Raw genomic sequence first — 16,077 nt, 5'->3', positions numbered from 1 at the left:
GGTGTACTTAGTGCTCTCGGGATGCGCATCAACCTCGGTAAACTTGAGGCTAACCTTTACCTTATTCATTTCTTTAGCTCCATTTGTGCTGTAGACGCAGCTGTGCGATCCTACCATAATGGCTCCATGATGTCACCAATCTTAAATTTAATATAAATCCGGTGAACCGATGAACTTCAAATATTTTTTCACAGTTAACGGCGCCCGAACAAACAATCTAAAAAGTCTAAATGTTGCAATAAGAAAAAAATTCGATTATTGCGATAACCGGCATAAGCGGGGGCGGTAAATCGTCTCTTGCTTACGGGACTCTCTATGCTATCTGCAGGCAGCAATTCAAGCAGCTTGAATCAGGGTCCTTTGACCAAGTAAATTACCGTGTAGACTCATTCGATGGCTCATTGCCAGCCATCGCTGTCGCGCAGCATAACTTCAACTCGAATCCCAAATCCACAGTCTATTCATATATAGACATTCCAAGCTATCTTTACTCCGTTTCGCCTGACCAAAACAATCGGATTTTTCACCCTTCACTAAAGCTAAATAAACCTGGCAACGAGTGCCCGAGCTGTCAGGGGGCTAGGCAGTCCTGGTGCTTATCTGAGGAGCTTATATTCGACAGATTCACAGCCTTAAAGAATAATCCTTTTAAGTGCTGGTCCGGCGCTAATTCAGAAAGAAACGCGGCCCTACTTCGTGCTTTCTGCGACGATGAGGGAATCAATCTTCAGCAGCCAATTTCGGAACTGTCCGCCGAGCATAAGCACAAAGTGCTGAATGGGGAGTCGCTTAAAAAGTTTAGGATAAGCTATTCGGTTGGCGGTAAGAGACGATCTCGAGAGGAACGCTATACGGGCCCAGTAAAGGAGCTAAGTAGCTACGCTAAAAGCGAAAAAATCTCGCTACGTGATGCATTTAGGAAGTTTTCAAAAACATCAGCGTGCATCGTTTGTGATTCAACTGGGGTAAACCCATCCATATACCAAGAAAGCTTGATTTCTGGGATAAACCTTTTTGATTTCCTCAGAACTCCTATCTCGGAGATCATTTTCCAAATCAAAGCTCGCGCCCAGGCACAGTCGGCAGCAATTGACGCTTTAGTTTCCCAGCTAATTACCCTAAACGATCTAGGCCTAGGGCATATTACGTTAAGCAGGCAGATCCCCACTCTATCCGGCGGCGAGCTCCAACGGCTGAGGTTTGGCAAAATATGCAATACGTCAATTTCTGGAGTTATGTTCGTACTTGATGAGATATCTTCACAGGTTTCGCCGGACGCCCATCCAAAAATAATTAAAAATATAAAAAACATTTGCGCAAATGGCAACACCGTCGTAATGATCGAACATAACGATCATTTCATACGTTCAGCTGACCAAGTGATTTGTATTGGCCCATCTGCGGGAGATCAGGGTGGCTACATAATTCCCTACGTAGCTCCTGCAGACTGTGCTCTGCCAGAAATGCGAAAGCTTGGTGAATTCGAAATGTTTGATTTGCCGGCCGTAAGCAAGAATAACGTTTCAGGCGTCAGTGCGGCTATCCCGCTACGCTCGGTCACGGGAATATGCGGTATTTCCGGATCAGGAAAGTCTTCGTTCGCAACAGCGTTAAGCGAGGCTATGCAAAATGTGCACTATGTGTCTCAGAAACAGATTCGAGGAAATGTTAGATCGACGGTTGCAACAGCTCTTGATTTGACTGCTAGCGTTGCAGCAATCTTCTCAAAAGAAACAGGCTTCGGTATTGAGCTATTTCTTCCTCAGCCCGGCAAACCTGGTTGCTGTGAATTGTGCGGCGGCACAGGCGTGATTGATTACGCCAAAACTTTCGAAAGAAATATCAAGATTACATGCACTGAATGTGAAGGCGAGCTATTTTCAAAGGCTGTCGACTCGCTGCTAATACGAAAGCCCAACCTTAACGTCAAGCGATTCTATGCTCTGCCATTTCACTCCTTGCCTAAGGAGGTGGTTGGGCTAAGCAGGAAACTTCAAACAGTTATTAAAATAGCTGACGCTCTTGGGGTTGGTCACCTGAGCTTGAACAGGAAGGTCGGAAGCCTGTCCGGAGGTGAGTCGCGACGCATCAAGTTATTGCAGGCACTCACCTCTCCACATAAAGATAGAATTCTTATTGTTGATGAGCCTGGCTCTGGGCTTGATAGGATTTCTGCGGCGAGAGTCATCAACTACATAAATCAATGCGCCAAGAATTTCAGGGCAGTATTAATCATTGAGCACAAGCAGGAGATGCTTGAATGCTGCGACCATCTTATAGAGTTTGGCCCTGGAGCAGGACCAAACGGAGGTAAAATTACATTCACAGGCAGCCCATCAAAGGAAAAATATTTTCAATAATCATGGAGCTTCCTCTCTCAATACGTCGCTCATATCGGCGCTGGCATATAATAGATTTCTGGAGAACAATCGCGAGAGTCTGCTCATGACCGAAAGCTGCCGCAGACACGGGGCACTTGGAAGCAACAAGCATTCTGCCCGATTAGGACGGCTCACTTAGCTCTTAGACAAATGAATCAAGCAGGAAAGCTGTTTCGCAACGCTGCTTCAGCGTGCATCGTTCGCATGTCCTGAGCGGATAAATTACGACCGAGGAGAAAACAAAGAATAAAAAACTAACTGGCCCAACCGGATGCATTTGACAATGTGACATTCAAGCTACTCGCTTCGTTCTAGCGGCAACAGCTTGCTGTAAGTTAAGCGTACCTATTGCCGATCATGCCTATTATAAACGAGCCCATATTTCGTTTTCATCACCTCCTGCCAATCCTCAACGACAGGATTACGGTTCAACTACAGCAGACGAACCGGCAGGCGCAGGGTTGGGCTTCAGCCTCAGACCATTTAGCCAAAACCACCCTATCATTGATCGCATCCGCATCGCCCAACAGAGCGTGTTCACGCAGCTCCACATAGCGATTTCGAATTATGATCGGATCAACCAATCCAAGAAGCGGATTTGCTTCCTGATCTCGTGGCAGTTGACACCCCGCGCCTGCCCGCTCAGCTCCATCACTCTCAGCGATGGCGTACCGATTCCAGCATAAAGGCGTTGCAACTCTTCAGGCTCAGCTAGATCGACGTCTTCAGCCAGCGGAAGAAGGTTATCCATGAGATTGAAGACTTCCGCAGATTTGCTCATGCTGCTGCCTCATTGATGATCGTGTCTGACCATTTTCAACAGACATGCGACAACCTACCTGTGTCGCACACAAACAAGGACGTAACTGTGGAACAGCTGCTTCGCCATGAACTCATTCTTGGCCTTCTTCCGAACAAGGAAAGCGCTCTCGATAGCAATGCCATTCACCAACGAGTAGCCAACCAGGGTGTCCAGGTTGATAAGCGCACCATTCAGCGTGACCTAAGCGAGCTAGAACAGAAATTCCCCCATGTGCATAGCAGGCCAAAGGGAAAAGCCAAGTTGTGGTGGGCAGAAAAGTCGCTGTCGCGACTGAGCATGCTGCCAACAGATGCAATGAACCTCGTCATGATCATGGATCACGCGGCTAGATTCGGAATGGCGGCACAGGTTGAGAATCTGGCGCCCCTTCGGAACTACGCAACATCACTGTTGAAAGGAAACCGGCCCAGCCAGGACTGTTCAGGCAAGATCATCAGCAATACCCGCTTCGTTGTTCTGGAACCAGGCCAAGTGAAGCAGGAGGTCCTAGAGGCTGTCCAACAGGCACTTCTGGATGATGCCTCTATCGAAGCGCTCTACCTGAAGCGCGGTACCCGTGAGCCACGAACACTACATATCAAGCCACTAGGTCTTTCCTATCAAGATTCCAATATCTACCTCGTATGTGTTTTCAAAGGCTTGCCCGAAGGCAAACTGGCCTCCCTTCCCCTGCATCGTTTTCAGTCTGCCAAGGCTACATGGGAAGACCTAAGAACTCCTGACGGTTTTGAGATGAACTCGTTCGAGGTCAAGCGCAGCCTGATATCCCAGAAATCTGAGCACCCAACTCAACTGAAGCTCCGCATTTCTCAGACGCTCTACGAACGCCTGGACGAGAACGCGCTCACTGCCGATCAACAGCTACAGCCCACCGCTGATGGCTGGTGGTTGATGACAGGCAGTCTGCCTCTTAGCCAAGGTCTCGAGTTATGGCTTTTGAGCCAAGGGGAGGAGCTGGAGGTTCTAGAGCCGGCTGAACTGAGGCAGCAAATCGCCTCGTCGGCACGTCGGATGGCCAGACTGTACGGTTGAATGCGACACAGGCTGTCGCATGCTGGGAGCATTCTGTCTCCGATTACCTGACCATGGAGACTCAGCTATGAAGACCTATTCCGCTTTCCTTCAGCGCGTAATCCCTAATGCGGGACCTCGCTCCAATTTCAAGACCACAGTGCAGGCCGTGAGTTCCGAAATGGCTCGCATCACAGCCGAAGCCCAATACCCGGGCTACAAATGCGCCAACGCCCCCGTGCCGGTACGCTGAAGTGTCCAAGCCACACTTCGGCACATTGGGGCCTGGAGACCATCTTTATTACCAGTACCATTTGGTAAAGACGACCCCAACGATCAACATCATCCCAAACTCAGCCTACGACTACACCGAGCACTCAGTTAGCTGAACCCACCGAGCAAAACAAGCCGAAGACACTAAATGGCCGTTTCTTTTTTCTGTGGATCGCATTCAACGCTGCCTACGCCACCGATATCGTCGAGCAGCAGCGATTATCCGAGCGGGAAACCTTCAAAGCCTTTCTCGAAAAACCGTGTTCCTTGGTAGCAACAAAAACATCGAGACTTCGTCTGGCCGGAGTTTCCCGGCAGCACTCGCGTACTACAGGACAACCCGTACACCCTGCGCAACCCAGCTCATTCATGGTGGAGCAACCTGGAATGGCAGAGTGAGTAGGGATTAGCTACGAGACTGCTGCTACCTGCTAGGAAAACTGATGCCCTTGATCATCTAGATCACGCTGGACAGCCCGGACACCTTATGGGGCGATGCCAAATACCCAGTGGCTGGCTGAGGATGGACACAGGTTCATGTGATTGAGATGAACATCAATGAACGAGCCCCCTGAAACACCGGACACCGTTTCCCCCTTACCATAAGGGATAGGCAAACGGTCGTGTTTATGACTACCAGTAAAGACAGACATATCGAAGTGCTCGGCCAAGAGCGGCGTCGCCGCTGGAGCGTCGAGGAGAAGCTCGCCATGGTTCGCGAGAGCCTGGAGCCGGGACAAAGCGTCTCGGTGGTGGCCAGGCGCAACGGCATCAACCCCAACCAGCTATTTCATTGGCGCAAGCTGTATCAGGACGGCAGCCTATCGGCGGTCAGCGCTGGTGAAGCGGTGGTGCCAGCCTCGGAGCTGGCTGACGCGATGAAGCAGATCCGCGAGCTTCAACGCATGCTGGGTAAGAAGACGATGGAAGCCGAAGTCCTCAAGGAAGCTGTGGAGATAGCCCGTTCGCGAAAATGGATTGCGCACTCACCCTTGTTGCCGGGGGACGACCAGTGAAGCTGGTCAGCAAAAGTCTCGGTGTGTCGCGCTCGCAACTGACGGCTCGAATCAAACAGATCCCAGAAGCACAGAAAGCTCGACGGCAGCGTGTGCTCAACGATGCAGCGCTGGTGGAGCGGATCAAAGCCTCGATCTGCGACTTGCCCAGCTATGGCTACCGCCGGGTCTGGGCGCTTCTGCGTAGGCAGGCCGAGCCGGCGGTCAACGTGAAACGGGTTTATCGGGTCATGCGCGACCATGACTTACTGCTGGAGCGGCGCCGCAAGCAACCCGGTGTGGCGCGTCGTCATGAAGGCCGAGTAGCAGTGGATACGAGCAATACCCGCTGGTGCTCGGACGGTTTTGAATTTCGTTGCGAAGATGGCGCCAAGCTGCGTGTGACCTTTGCCTTGGACTGCTGCGACCGCGAAGCTATCAGCTGGGTAGCCAGCCCAAGCGGCTACAGCGGTGACGACGTCCGTGACGTCATGCTCGAAGCTGTCGAGAAACGTTTCGGAACGGCCCTTCCTGCTACGCCGATCCAATGGCTGAGTGATAACGGCTCGGCGTACACCGCTGAACAGACGCGCAACTTCGCTCGGGGAATCGGTTTGATACCGCTGACTACGCCGGTGTGCAGCCCGCAGAGCAACGGCATGGCGGAAAGCTTCGTCAAGACGATGAAGCGTGATTACATCGCTCACATGCCTCGCCCAGACCGACTGACAGCGCTACGCAACCTGGCGATTGCATTTGAGCATTACAACGAAGAGCATCCTCACAGCGCACTGAAGTACCGCTCACCTCGGGAGTTCAGGCGGCTGACCGCAACACCAACTTAACGGGGTTGCGGTGTCCGGTTTGGGAGGGGCAAGTCCAATCAATATGATGTGCAGCATGGGCACGGCTGCCAAAGGCTCGCATGCTGGCTCGTCGACTTACCTCTTGATTTTGTCTACCCCCTCTTAAGCAGGCGTCCACTGATGCAGCAAACCGGTTCCTACAGGTTGGACTTGCCTGGGAGCTGGCTTGTCGGAGCGACGAACCGCAACGATTGTGTCTATTCAGGCCCTAGCGGCGGTATTCGCCATCCACCAGCCGCGATACCCCCAGCGGGTTGGCCTCCTGCAGCGCCGCCGGCCCTCAGGTCAACTTCACCATCACCGTCCAGGCCGTAAGCTCTGACATGGCAAAGGTCACGGCCCAGGCCAGTAACCCGGCTACAAATGCCTGAATTCGCCCACTCAGATGCGTTGAGCCAGCGCCTCATGCAGTTGCAACGCCAAGCCGCTGGTGCGCTGCACGTTGCGGCCCACCGCGCCTTCGAACACACCCGGGTGAGTCTCGGCCAGGCTGAACCATTCCCTGGCGCGGGTGATGGCGGTGTACAGCAGCTCCTTGGTCAACACCGGGTTCAGCGCATCAGGCAACACCAGCGCGGTGTGGTTGAACTCCGAGCCCTGGGACTTGTGCACCGTCATGGCGAACACCGTCTCCACCTCCACCAACCGGCTCGGCATCACGAAGCGCACGCCGCCACTGCCGTCGTTGCGCGGGAAGGCCACGCGCAGGGCCAGCGCACCGTCCGGCCCCGGCACCCATAGCGCGATGCCAATATCGCCGTTCATCAGGTTCAAGCTGTAGTCATTGCGCGTCACCAGCACCGGACGCCCTTCGTACCAGCCGTGGTCGCTGTCCAGCAAGCCGCGGCGACGCAATTGCGTAGCCACACGCTGGTTAAGCCCTTCGACGCCCCAAGGCCCCCGGCGCAATGCGCAGAGCAGGCGGAACTGGTCGAATGCAGACAACACCTTGCCTGCCCAACCGGCCCATAGCTCGCTGTCCCACTGTGTATCAGCCACAGGGCGCAAGTCGCGCAGTTGCACCAGGTAATGCCGGTAGCCGGGCGCATTGCGGTTGCCATCGATGGCCAGGTCGCTAAGCGCCGCATCCTGCTCGCCACGCACCAGCAGGTTGAAAAGTTGCTCCGAGGACTGTTCGAGCGCACGCCGTGCTTCGCCCGCCTGCTTGTTGTTGATCAGCTTGGCCAGGCGCCCGATACCCTTCTGCGGGTCGAAACGCCAAGAGCGGCGCAACATCACGGTCTGCTGCGCCAGCGGGGCACCCGCGCCTTCGGCCATCTGCAACTCAGGGTCAACCAGCGCCTCACCGCTGTGGGTGCTCAGCCACTGGGCGGTTTGCGCGTTGTAGTCGCCTTTTTCAGCCTCGCGGCACAAGTCGCCCATCACCGAACCGGCTTCCACCGAGGCCAACTGGTCCTTGTCGCCTAGCAGAATCAAGCGCGCTGCCTGGGGCAAGGCATCCAGCACGCAGGCCATCATTTCCAGGTCGATCATCGAGGCTTCATCGACCACCAGTACATCCAGCTCCAGCGGTTTATCGCGCTGGTGAATGAAGTTGCGCGAGTTCGGTCGGCTGCCCAGCAAGCGGTGCAAGGTGGACACATCCGTCGGGATCTCGGCGCGCACCGCATCACTCACCGGCAACACCCGAACCTCCTTGCCAATGGACTCGGACAACCGCGCCGCCGCCTTGCCGGTCGGCGCCGCCAGGCGGATGCGCAGCGGCTTGCCGCTCTCGACCGCCGGGGTTTGCAGCAACCCCAGCAGGCGCACCACCGAGGTGGTCTTGCCGGTGCCCGGGCCGCCAGTGATGACGCTGAAGTTGCCACGGGCCGCCAGCGCGCAGGCAATTTTCTGCCAATTGCTGCCTTGCGCGCGCTCGGCTTCGGAACGGGCGGGAAACAGTTCATCGAGACGGCTAGCGAAGTTGTCTGGTGTGACCGGCGCCACGCTCAAGCGTGCGCTTAAGGCTTGGGCGATGCTGCACTCGTAGTTCCAGTAGCGGCGCAAGTAAAGGCGCAGCCCCACCAGCACCAAGGGCCGCTCGGGGGCGTCCTGGCGGGCGTCACGGTCCTCGACCAGGGTGCTGGCGGCCAGAGCCTGGCGCCACTGCGTAGCGTCCAGGCCCTGCAACCATTGCGACGGCAGCGTACTGCCCTCCTCGCCTTCTGGTGGCAACGACAGCACGAAATCCGGCGCTGCCAGGGTGGCGGTAAGGTCCAGGCAGGCATGGCCACGGCCCAGTTGGTGGCTGGTCATCGCGGCGGCCAGCAGCACGCTGGCCTGGGCCTGAGGGTCTTGTTCAAGAATGAATTTCGCCAAGGCACGATCCAGCGCGCGCAACCAGCCACGCGCCACCCAGGTATCGACTTGCTGCAAGAGCTCGCTGCTGCTGGCGGCGCCAATGAACACCGCCACCTGCTCGGTATCGCCCTGGCTGCTGCTCAGTTGCTTGAGGGTCTGGCTCATGCGCTGGCCTCCTCGAACTGGCCCATGAAGAGTTGGTCAAGCTGCTCGATCAGTTGCTGCGGTGGCCGCTCGAAGTGCAGGCCATGGGTGGGCGCCTGGTGCCCACGAATGAACAGGTACAGCGCCCCGCCCATGTGCTGCTCGTAGTCGTAGCCGGGCAGGCGCAGCTTGAGCTGGCGATGCAGGGCCAACAGGTACAGGCACAGCTGCAGATCGTAGCGTTTGTCCAGCATGGTTTCGGCCATGGCCTCAGCGACATAGGCGCTATCGGTGCTGCCCAGCCAGTTGGATTTGTAGTCCGCCACGTAGTAGCGGCCCTCGTGCTCGAAGGTCAGGTCGATGAAGCCTTTGAACATGCCGTTCAACTGGTTGGGCGCTAGTATCAGTCGCGGCGTACCGCCGAGGGTGTGTTCGCGTACCAAGGCATCGAGGCGTTCGACGTTCACGTTGCGGCTGGAGAACCAGAACTCCATCTCGACCTGATAGGTGCTCAACCCGGCTAGCGTGCACTGGGTGCCGTTGAAGCGCAGTGGGGCCTTGAGATAATGGCTCAACCAAGCCGACAGCGGGTCGATCCAGCGCTCCCAGCCGCGCAGGTTGCAGCGCCGGGCCACGGCGTCGTGCAGGGCTTGCTCGTCGCTGGCAGCGTTGCCGAAGCCCTCATCGCCGGCCCACTCGAACAGCCCGTGCAGGAAAGTGCCCGGCCCCGCCCCTCGGGGGAAGGCGTGAATACCAACGCCGGCAGGCGGGTTCTGCTCGTCGTCCTGCTCTTGCAGGTTGGCTTCCAGCGCGGTGGCAGGCTCAGGGGCAACCGGCGACTCGGCGCCCATCCGCGCACGGTCGTCGGCGATGGCCAAGGCAGAGTAGCTGGCGATCCACCAGTTGGTCGCCAGCGCATGCAGCGGGCGCAAGGCCTCGCTTACCGTCGGGCGCGCAGGTGCCACATGGACACCCTCGGTTTGCGCAGGGGCCTTGCACACCGCGATGTCGTCGCAGCCCTTCGCGAAGGCGTCCACCACTTCAGCCAACCAATCAGGGGCAACCGTGCCTTCGCCTGCCAGCAAGTAGCCCAAGCCCGACTTGTGCAGGTCTATCGACGAGCCTCCGGTCTTGAACCCCTGGGGCGCCACGCAGATCCAGGTGGCGTAGCGGGCGCGGGTCAGGGCGACATACAGCAGGCGCATTTCCTCGCCCATGCGCTCATCGTCAGCGCGTTTCTGCGCAGGCTTTGCCGGGTCGCCCTTGGCCAGTTCAAGCACCAGGCCGTAATGCTCATCCTGTCGTTCATGGAACATCGGCGGCGCCTTGCTACGGCCATCCACCGCCCTGGCGCTGCACGCGAACGGCAACATCACCAAGGGGTACTCCAGGCCCTTGGACTTGTGCACGGTCACCACTTTGATCAGGTCCGAGTCGCTTTCCAGGCGCAGAATTTCTTCCTCGCTCTGCTCCTTGATCTGCTCGGCCAGATGGCGAATCAGCGCGTGCTCGCCATCGAGTTCGGCGGCGCTGCGCTGCAGCCATTCGGCCAGGTGCAGCAGGTTGGTCAGGCGGCGCTCGCCCTGTTCTTCAGCCAGCAAACGGGCCGGCACCTTGAAGGTTGCAAGCAGCCTGCGCAGCATGGGCAGCACGCCTTGTTGCTGCCACAGCACGCGGAAGTCGCGGAACCACTGCACATGCGCTTCCCAGCACAGCTCGTTCTGGTTCAACTGCTCCAGGTCCTGCCAGGAAATGCCCACGCTGCGGGTGGCCAATGCCGCACGCAGCAAGCGGTCGCTGGTGGGCTGGGCGCAGGCCCGCAGGATGCACAGCAGGTCGGTGGCTTCTTCGCTTTCGAATACTGAGTCGCGGTCAGACAGATAAACGCTGGCCAGTTTGCGACGCGCAAGGGCCTTGCGAATAGCTTCGGCTTCCTTGCGGCTGCGTACCAGAATGGCGATATCGGCAGGCTTGAGTGCAGTGAGTTGGCCATCGCTGTTGCGCAGGCCCGAGGGTTTTTCTGCACTGCGGTCGAGCCAGGCCTGAATCGCCGAGGCGCATACCTCGGAGGCCTCGCGCAGGTAAGTGGCGTTGTTGATTACTCCGTTGGTTTGCAGCTGCCAGAGGGTCAGGGCCTTCTGCTTTTCACCCTCGATCTCCAACGTATCGCTGCGGCCTTTGGCATCAACACCTTCGAACGGCACCGGGTTCTCCTTCCCCTCCTCGGCAAACCGGAACGCTGCTCGGGGGTGGGCTTCGGCGAACTTGAAACAATGGTTGGCGGCATCGACCATCGCTTGGGTGGAGCGGTAGTTGGTGCCCAGGGTGTAATGCCGGCCCTTGGTAGCCTCACGCGCCTTGAGGTAGGTGTAGATGTCGGCGCCACGGAACGAATAGATTGCCTGTTTCGGGTCGCCGATCATGAACAGGCCGCAGTCGGGCAGGTTTTCTCCAATGCAGTAGATTTTGCCGAAGATGCCGTACTGAACCGGGTCGGTGTCCTGGAACTCGTCGATCAGGGCCACCGGGTACTGCTGGCGAATGGTCTGCGCCAGGCGCGGGCCAGACGGGCCTTCCAGGGCACGGCCAAGGCGGTTGAGCAAGTCGTCGAAACCGATCTGCGCCCGGCGCAGCTTTTCTTCCTCGAAGGCGCCCTGCACTTCACGCAGAGCATGCAGCAGCAACTGCGCGCGGATGTCCTGCTTCGACTCCTCATGGTCGACCCAAGCATCGATGGCTCGAAACGCTGGGTGCGTACCGATGGCACCGCCTTTGTTCAGCTTGAAGCGGGCTTGCCCGCATTTGCGAACGTGGCTACTGGCTTCGCCTCCCTGGCTCCAGGCGGCGATATCGCCAAGCATTTGATCAAAAGTTTCGGGGGTTTTGGTGGGGTAGGACTTGCCGTTCAGTGCGCTGCGCGCGCTGTGCAGCAACGCCTCCAGAGCCACGATGTCGTTGGCCCAGGCCGCCCTTGCCTGCGCTTCGAGCGCGACGCACTGCGCAGCCCAGTCAGCAGGCCCCTGAAGCAAAGCATCCAGGCGCGCGGGCGCTGTGATCGACATCCCTGCCTGCTGAAACTCGGCATCGCTACGCGACAGCAGCGGCGTCAGCGCTTCGCGTAGCTCGGTGGGGCTTTTGAAGCTATCCGTCACCACCCTGGCAACCTCAGGCGGCAGGCCATAGAACTGCTGGCGCCAGTAGTCCCTGACCACTTCATCGAGCAACTCGCGCTGGTCGGTTTCCAGTGTCTGGGTAAACAGGCTGCCGCTGTCGAAGGCGTGCTCGCGCAGCATCCGGTAGCACCAGCCATGAATGGTCGAAACCGCGGCTTCGTCCATCCACTCGCTGGCCAACTGCAACCGACGAGCACAGGCCGGCCACTGATCGGCGGGGTAACCGTTGCGCAGTTTCACCAGCAGCGGGTCGTGACGCTCATCAGGTGCCTGAAAGCACTGGGCAGCCTCGTTCAACCGTGCGCGAATGCGGTCGCGCAGCTCTTGGGTGGCGGCGTCGGTGAAGGTCACCACCAGAATTTGCGGCGGCGTCAGCGCTTGCTTGAACGCAGCATCGCCCCCATGGCCCAGTACCAGCCGCACGTACAGCAAGGCGATGGTGAAGGTTTTGCCGGTGCCGGCACTCGCTTCGATCAAGCGGCTGCCATGCAGTGGGAAATCGAGGGGGTTGAGGTTAACCGCTGTCATTGGTCGCTTCCTGCGTCGGTCGAGGTGAAGTGGCCGAACAAGCCGCCATACAGGCGCTGGGCCCAGGCCACGAACTGGCCGCTCGCGCACAGTTGGTCGAAGTCCTCGTAGGCACGCCGTTGGGCGAACGAGCGCTCCACTTCACCCTTTTTCATGTAGCCGCCTTCATAGATATCGCGCGCTTTGTCGTAGGCCGAATCGCTGCTTTCCCCACCCGCTGCCAACCAGGCGAAGGCGCTTTCGCAGGCCACCGGCAGCGGCTCTTGCATGCCCGCCACCCAGGCCTGGAGCAGCGCTTGCAGCTGCTCCCGGGCCTGGGTTTCAGGCACTGGCCGGAACACCACATCGCCATTCAAACCCACCAGAATGGTCGTGCAGGCAGGCCCGTTCAACTGCAACGCCAAGTGCCGCAACCAAGGCCGCACCAGGTGCTGCCAACGCAGGCTGTCGTCGCTGCACAGCTTCTTGCTGTCCAGTTGCAGGTAGGCTCGCTCATCCAACGCGTTGCGGCGAATGCCACCCAGCCAATCCTTGAGGCCGGGACGCTCGTCAGTGGCTTCGATGGTTGCGGCGCTCTGGCCCTCTTCAAGCTCAGGCCAGGCTTGCAGTTGGGCGTGGTAGCGCGCCAGCAGGCCCGGCATCGGCTCCACCAGCGCCGAGGCGCTCAAGGTGCCGAAGCCGCCCAGTGGCAAGGCGCCCTCGCGTTGCAGGCGTTGCACTTGCAGGCCCAGTTCGGTCACGGCCTGTTCGGGATCGTAAGCCTCCTCGACCCAGCGCTTCAGCGCCTGGGTAAGCCTGTCCTGGTGCTGCCAGTTTTCCAGGCCATCGAGCTGGAAGGCTTCGTCATCGCGGTTTACCAACTCGTCGTCGTCGAATTTGACCTTCAATCGCTGGCTGAAGAAAGCGCCCACCGGGTCGCGCACGAACTCGGAAAGTTGCCGCAGGCTCAATGGCGTGTCCTGCACCAGCGCGGGCAGGCGCTCCCCTGCTGGCTGCGAGCTGTGTTCGTCATGCACCTCGCGCCACTCGCTGGAGTAGGTGAACAAGCCATCAGGCCCCGGCTCGTTGGCGAAGTAGGCGGCGCTGAAGGGTTGCAGCGGGTGCTCCTGGGTCAGCGCTGGCAGCAATGGCTGGCCGTTGGCCGAGCGCCAGCCGCTGGCCAGGTGGTCGCGCAATTGGCCAATCAGCACCGAGGGCACACGCTCGCTGTTGTCGCGGATGTTGCGGCCCACCCAGCTCACATACAGTTGTTTTCGCGCCGACAGCACGGCCTCCAGCAACAGGTAGCGGTCATCTTCACGTCGCGACCTATCGCCAGGGCGGTAGTCGTTGCGCATCAGGTCGAAATCGACCGGTGATTGCTGGCGCGGGTAATCGCCATCATTCATGCCCAGCAGGCACACCACCTTGAACGGAATCGCCCGCATAGGCATCAGGGTGCAGAAGTTCACCGCGCCGGCCAGGAAGCGCCGCGACAGGCCGCCATCTTCGATACCGCTGAGCCAGGCCTCGTGCACCACGCTCAGCGGCAATGGCTGCGCGAACTGCGCCTCCTCGCAGGTGCGCAACCAACCTTCGAGCAGCTTGAGCAATTGGTTGACCAGCAGCTCCTCGGCGTCGCTTACCGGGCGGAAGAACACCTTCAACAAGGCTTGCAGGCGCTCGGCCCATTGCACCGGCGTGGCCGGTTGCTGGAGCTCCTGAAGGGCCACTTCTAGGTGGTCGAGCAAGGTCAGCAGCGGCCCGGCCAGGGCAGCCTCCAGCCCCGACACTTCGTCGTAGGGTTCGATGCCGTTGAGCTGAGGCGCTCGCCCAGCAGCGTAGCCCAGCAGCATGCGTCGCATGCCGAAGCGCCAGGTGTTCTGCTCGAGGCCCGCCGGCATGCCCAGGCTTTCGCGCTGCTCGGCATCGAGCCCCCAGCGCACACCGGCACCGTCGATCCAGCGTTGCAGGGTGGGTACGTCGGCTTCTTTGATCGCGAAACGCGCGCGCAAGGCCGGTACGTCCAGCAGGTCGAGAATGTCGCTGGCAGCGAAGCGGCTGTGGGGCAGCTTGAGCAGGTGTTCCAGGGCGATCAGCAGCGGCCGGCGGCCGCGCTGGCCTTGGTCGGCCACGGTAAACGGCAGGTAGCGCGAATCACTCCTTGGCACCTGGCCGAACACTGCCTCGATGTGAGGGGTGTAGGCGTTGATGTCCGGCACCATCACGATCACATCCCGTGGGCTCAACTGCTTATCGGCGCTGAAGCGGGCGAGCAGTTGGTCGTGCAGCACTTCCACTTCGCGCTGCATGCTGTGCACCACATGAAAACGCAGCGAGCGGTCACCGGTAGCGTCTACCGGCCCCCAGGCTTCGCGGGTTTCCGGCAACGGGCGCAGCTCAAGAATGTCGCTTTGCAGCTGGCCCAGCAGGGTTGCCGTATCCGGTTCGGTAAACAGGTCGATACGCCCGCCATTGAGGCCGTCGAGTAGGTGGCGATAGCTGCCCGGCTCGTCGTGGTGGTCGAGCAGGTTGATGTAGTCGCGCCCCTGCTTACCCCAGGCGGCGAGCAAGGGTTGGCCGTGCTCGTTCGCAGCTGCGGCAACCTCACGGGCAGGTTGGCGGCGGTAGTGGTGCGCCAGCAAGTCTTTGTCGGCGACGATATCGCCCCAGTGGTACCGGCAAGGGTTGTGCACGCACAGCAGCACCTGGCTGTAGCGGGAAAGCTCTTTCAGGGCTTCGAGCACCTGCGCAGGCATCGAGGAAATGCCGAACACCACAACCCTGCGTGGCAGCCCCTTTGGCGCCTGGGCAGCGCTGCGCAGGTGGGCGACGAAGCGTTTGTGAACCCCGGCGCGGCTTTGCTCGAGCGCGCCCTCGCCAACGTCGGCCAGCACCTCGCGCCATAGCTGCGCCTGCCACAGGTTCGGCGCCTCCAGCGGCTGCGCAGTGCCCTTGATGTGTTGAAGTTGATCCCGCCCGGCAGCCCAGTCTTCCAGCCAATCGGCGCGGTACACCTGGTATTGGTCGAACAAGTCCGCCAGACGCTCGCACAGTTGGTGCAGCTTGCGCTGTTCATCGTCCTTTTCCAGAAAGCGTTGCAGACTTGCGAAAACCGGGTTATCGAGCAAGCTGGGCAGCAGGCGCATCAGCCGCCAGCTCAGCGCGGCCTTGTCCAGCGGCGAGGACTGCGGCGTGGTCTGCGCCCCCAACACCCCGCGATACACCTGCCACAGAAAGCGCGCCGGCAACTGCACATCCAACGCCGCGGCAATGCCGCAGCCGCCGTTGTGCGGGTCTTCAGCCAGCGCCAGTTTCAGCCACTGGGCGATACCGTTGCTCTGCACCAGCAGCACTTCGTTCTCCAGTGGTCGCAGCGGGTGACTGCGCATCCACTGCACCGCGAGGGCTCGCAGTTCTTCTAGATGATTGCCATGGATGACAACAAGACCAGGCTGAAGCTCCTGCATAGACACACATCCCTCTAGGTACGCTGGAGTGAAAGCTAATCAACACATGCGACACCCTGTGTCGCACGGGATCGATCACGGAAGAAGCAAAGTGACGTCGTTGAACTGAGGCAGCGATTGGAGAACCGCT

General features: G+C 59.0%; 7 protein-coding genes and 1 pseudogene. 4 read left to right on the top strand and 4 right to left on the bottom strand.

Annotated elements, in window-relative coordinates; all coding sequences use genetic code 11:
* Positions 1–401: 401 nt before the first annotated feature.
* On the top strand, positions 402–2,360 hold the full coding sequence (locus tag ACYCFC_RS00830) for an ATP-binding cassette domain-containing protein (RefSeq protein WP_459652868.1): 1,959 nt from the start codon (positions 402–404) through the stop codon (positions 2,358–2,360).
* Positions 2,361–2,946: 586 nt separating this feature from the next.
* Here the strand turns inward: ACYCFC_RS00830 and ACYCFC_RS00825 are convergent.
* Positions 2,947–3,162 (bottom strand): hypothetical protein, encoded by a 216-nt coding sequence (locus ACYCFC_RS00825; protein WP_459652867.1) that lies wholly within the window; start codon positions 3,160–3,162, stop codon positions 2,947–2,949.
* A gap of 87 nt (positions 3,163–3,249) precedes the next feature.
* On the opposite strand from ACYCFC_RS00825, the gene ACYCFC_RS00820 reads away from it, so the two are divergent.
* The 3 genes and pseudogenes from ACYCFC_RS00820 to ACYCFC_RS00810 all read left to right on the top strand — a co-directional run bounded on the left by ACYCFC_RS00820 (position 3,250) and on the right by ACYCFC_RS00810 (position 6,328).
* Positions 3,250–4,236, top strand: a complete 987-nt coding sequence (locus ACYCFC_RS00820) for a helix-turn-helix transcriptional regulator (protein ID WP_459652866.1) — start codon at positions 3,250–3,252, stop codon at positions 4,234–4,236.
* Between the two features lie 256 nt (positions 4,237–4,492).
* Positions 4,493–4,949: pseudogene (locus tag ACYCFC_RS00815) on the top strand (hypothetical protein).
* A gap of 168 nt (positions 4,950–5,117) precedes the next feature.
* A protein-coding gene (locus tag ACYCFC_RS00810; RefSeq protein WP_459652865.1) for an IS3 family transposase occupies positions 5,118–6,328 on the top strand; the annotation gives its coding sequence in 2 pieces (ribosomal slippage) (positions 5,118–5,463 and positions 5,463–6,328; 1,212 coding nt in all).
* A 402-nt stretch (positions 6,329–6,730) separates the two neighbouring features.
* Here the strand turns inward: ACYCFC_RS00810 and recD are convergent.
* Genes recD through recC form a run of 3 tightly spaced genes read right to left on the bottom strand, consistent with a single transcriptional unit; the run spans position 6,731 to position 15,947 of the window.
* Positions 6,731–8,818, bottom strand: coding sequence for an exodeoxyribonuclease V subunit alpha (gene recD, locus ACYCFC_RS00805; protein WP_459652864.1), 2,088 nt, complete (start codon positions 8,816–8,818; stop codon positions 6,731–6,733).
* Entirely contained in the window at positions 8,815–12,498 is a 3,684-nt protein-coding gene (gene recB / locus ACYCFC_RS00800) for an exodeoxyribonuclease V subunit beta (protein ID WP_459652863.1), read from the bottom strand. The genes recD and recB overlap by 4 nt, the downstream gene beginning before the upstream one ends.
* On the bottom strand, positions 12,495–15,947 hold the full coding sequence (gene recC / locus ACYCFC_RS00795; protein WP_459652862.1) for an exodeoxyribonuclease V subunit gamma: 3,453 nt from the start codon (positions 15,945–15,947) through the stop codon (positions 12,495–12,497). Before recC ends, recB begins: the two co-directional genes overlap by 4 nt.
* Between the last annotated feature and the right edge of the window lie 130 nt (positions 15,948–16,077).

The organism is Stutzerimonas sp. NM35 (assembly GCF_054604355.1).
This window is presented reverse-complemented; position numbering and strand designations above follow the sequence as displayed.

Coding starts and splice junctions, on each gene's coding strand:
- ACYCFC_RS00825 (WP_459652867.1), bottom strand. CDS start 3,162: ATGAGCAAATCTGCGGAAGTCTTCAATCTCATGGATAACCTTCTTCCG.
- recD (WP_459652864.1), bottom strand. CDS start 8,818: ATGAGCCAGACCCTCAAGCAACTGAGCAGCAGCCAGGGCGATACCGAG.
- recB (WP_459652863.1), bottom strand. CDS start 12,498: ATGACAGCGGTTAACCTCAACCCCCTCGATTTCCCACTGCATGGCAGC.
- recC (WP_459652862.1), bottom strand. CDS start 15,947: ATGCAGGAGCTTCAGCCTGGTCTTGTTGTCATCCATGGCAATCATCTA.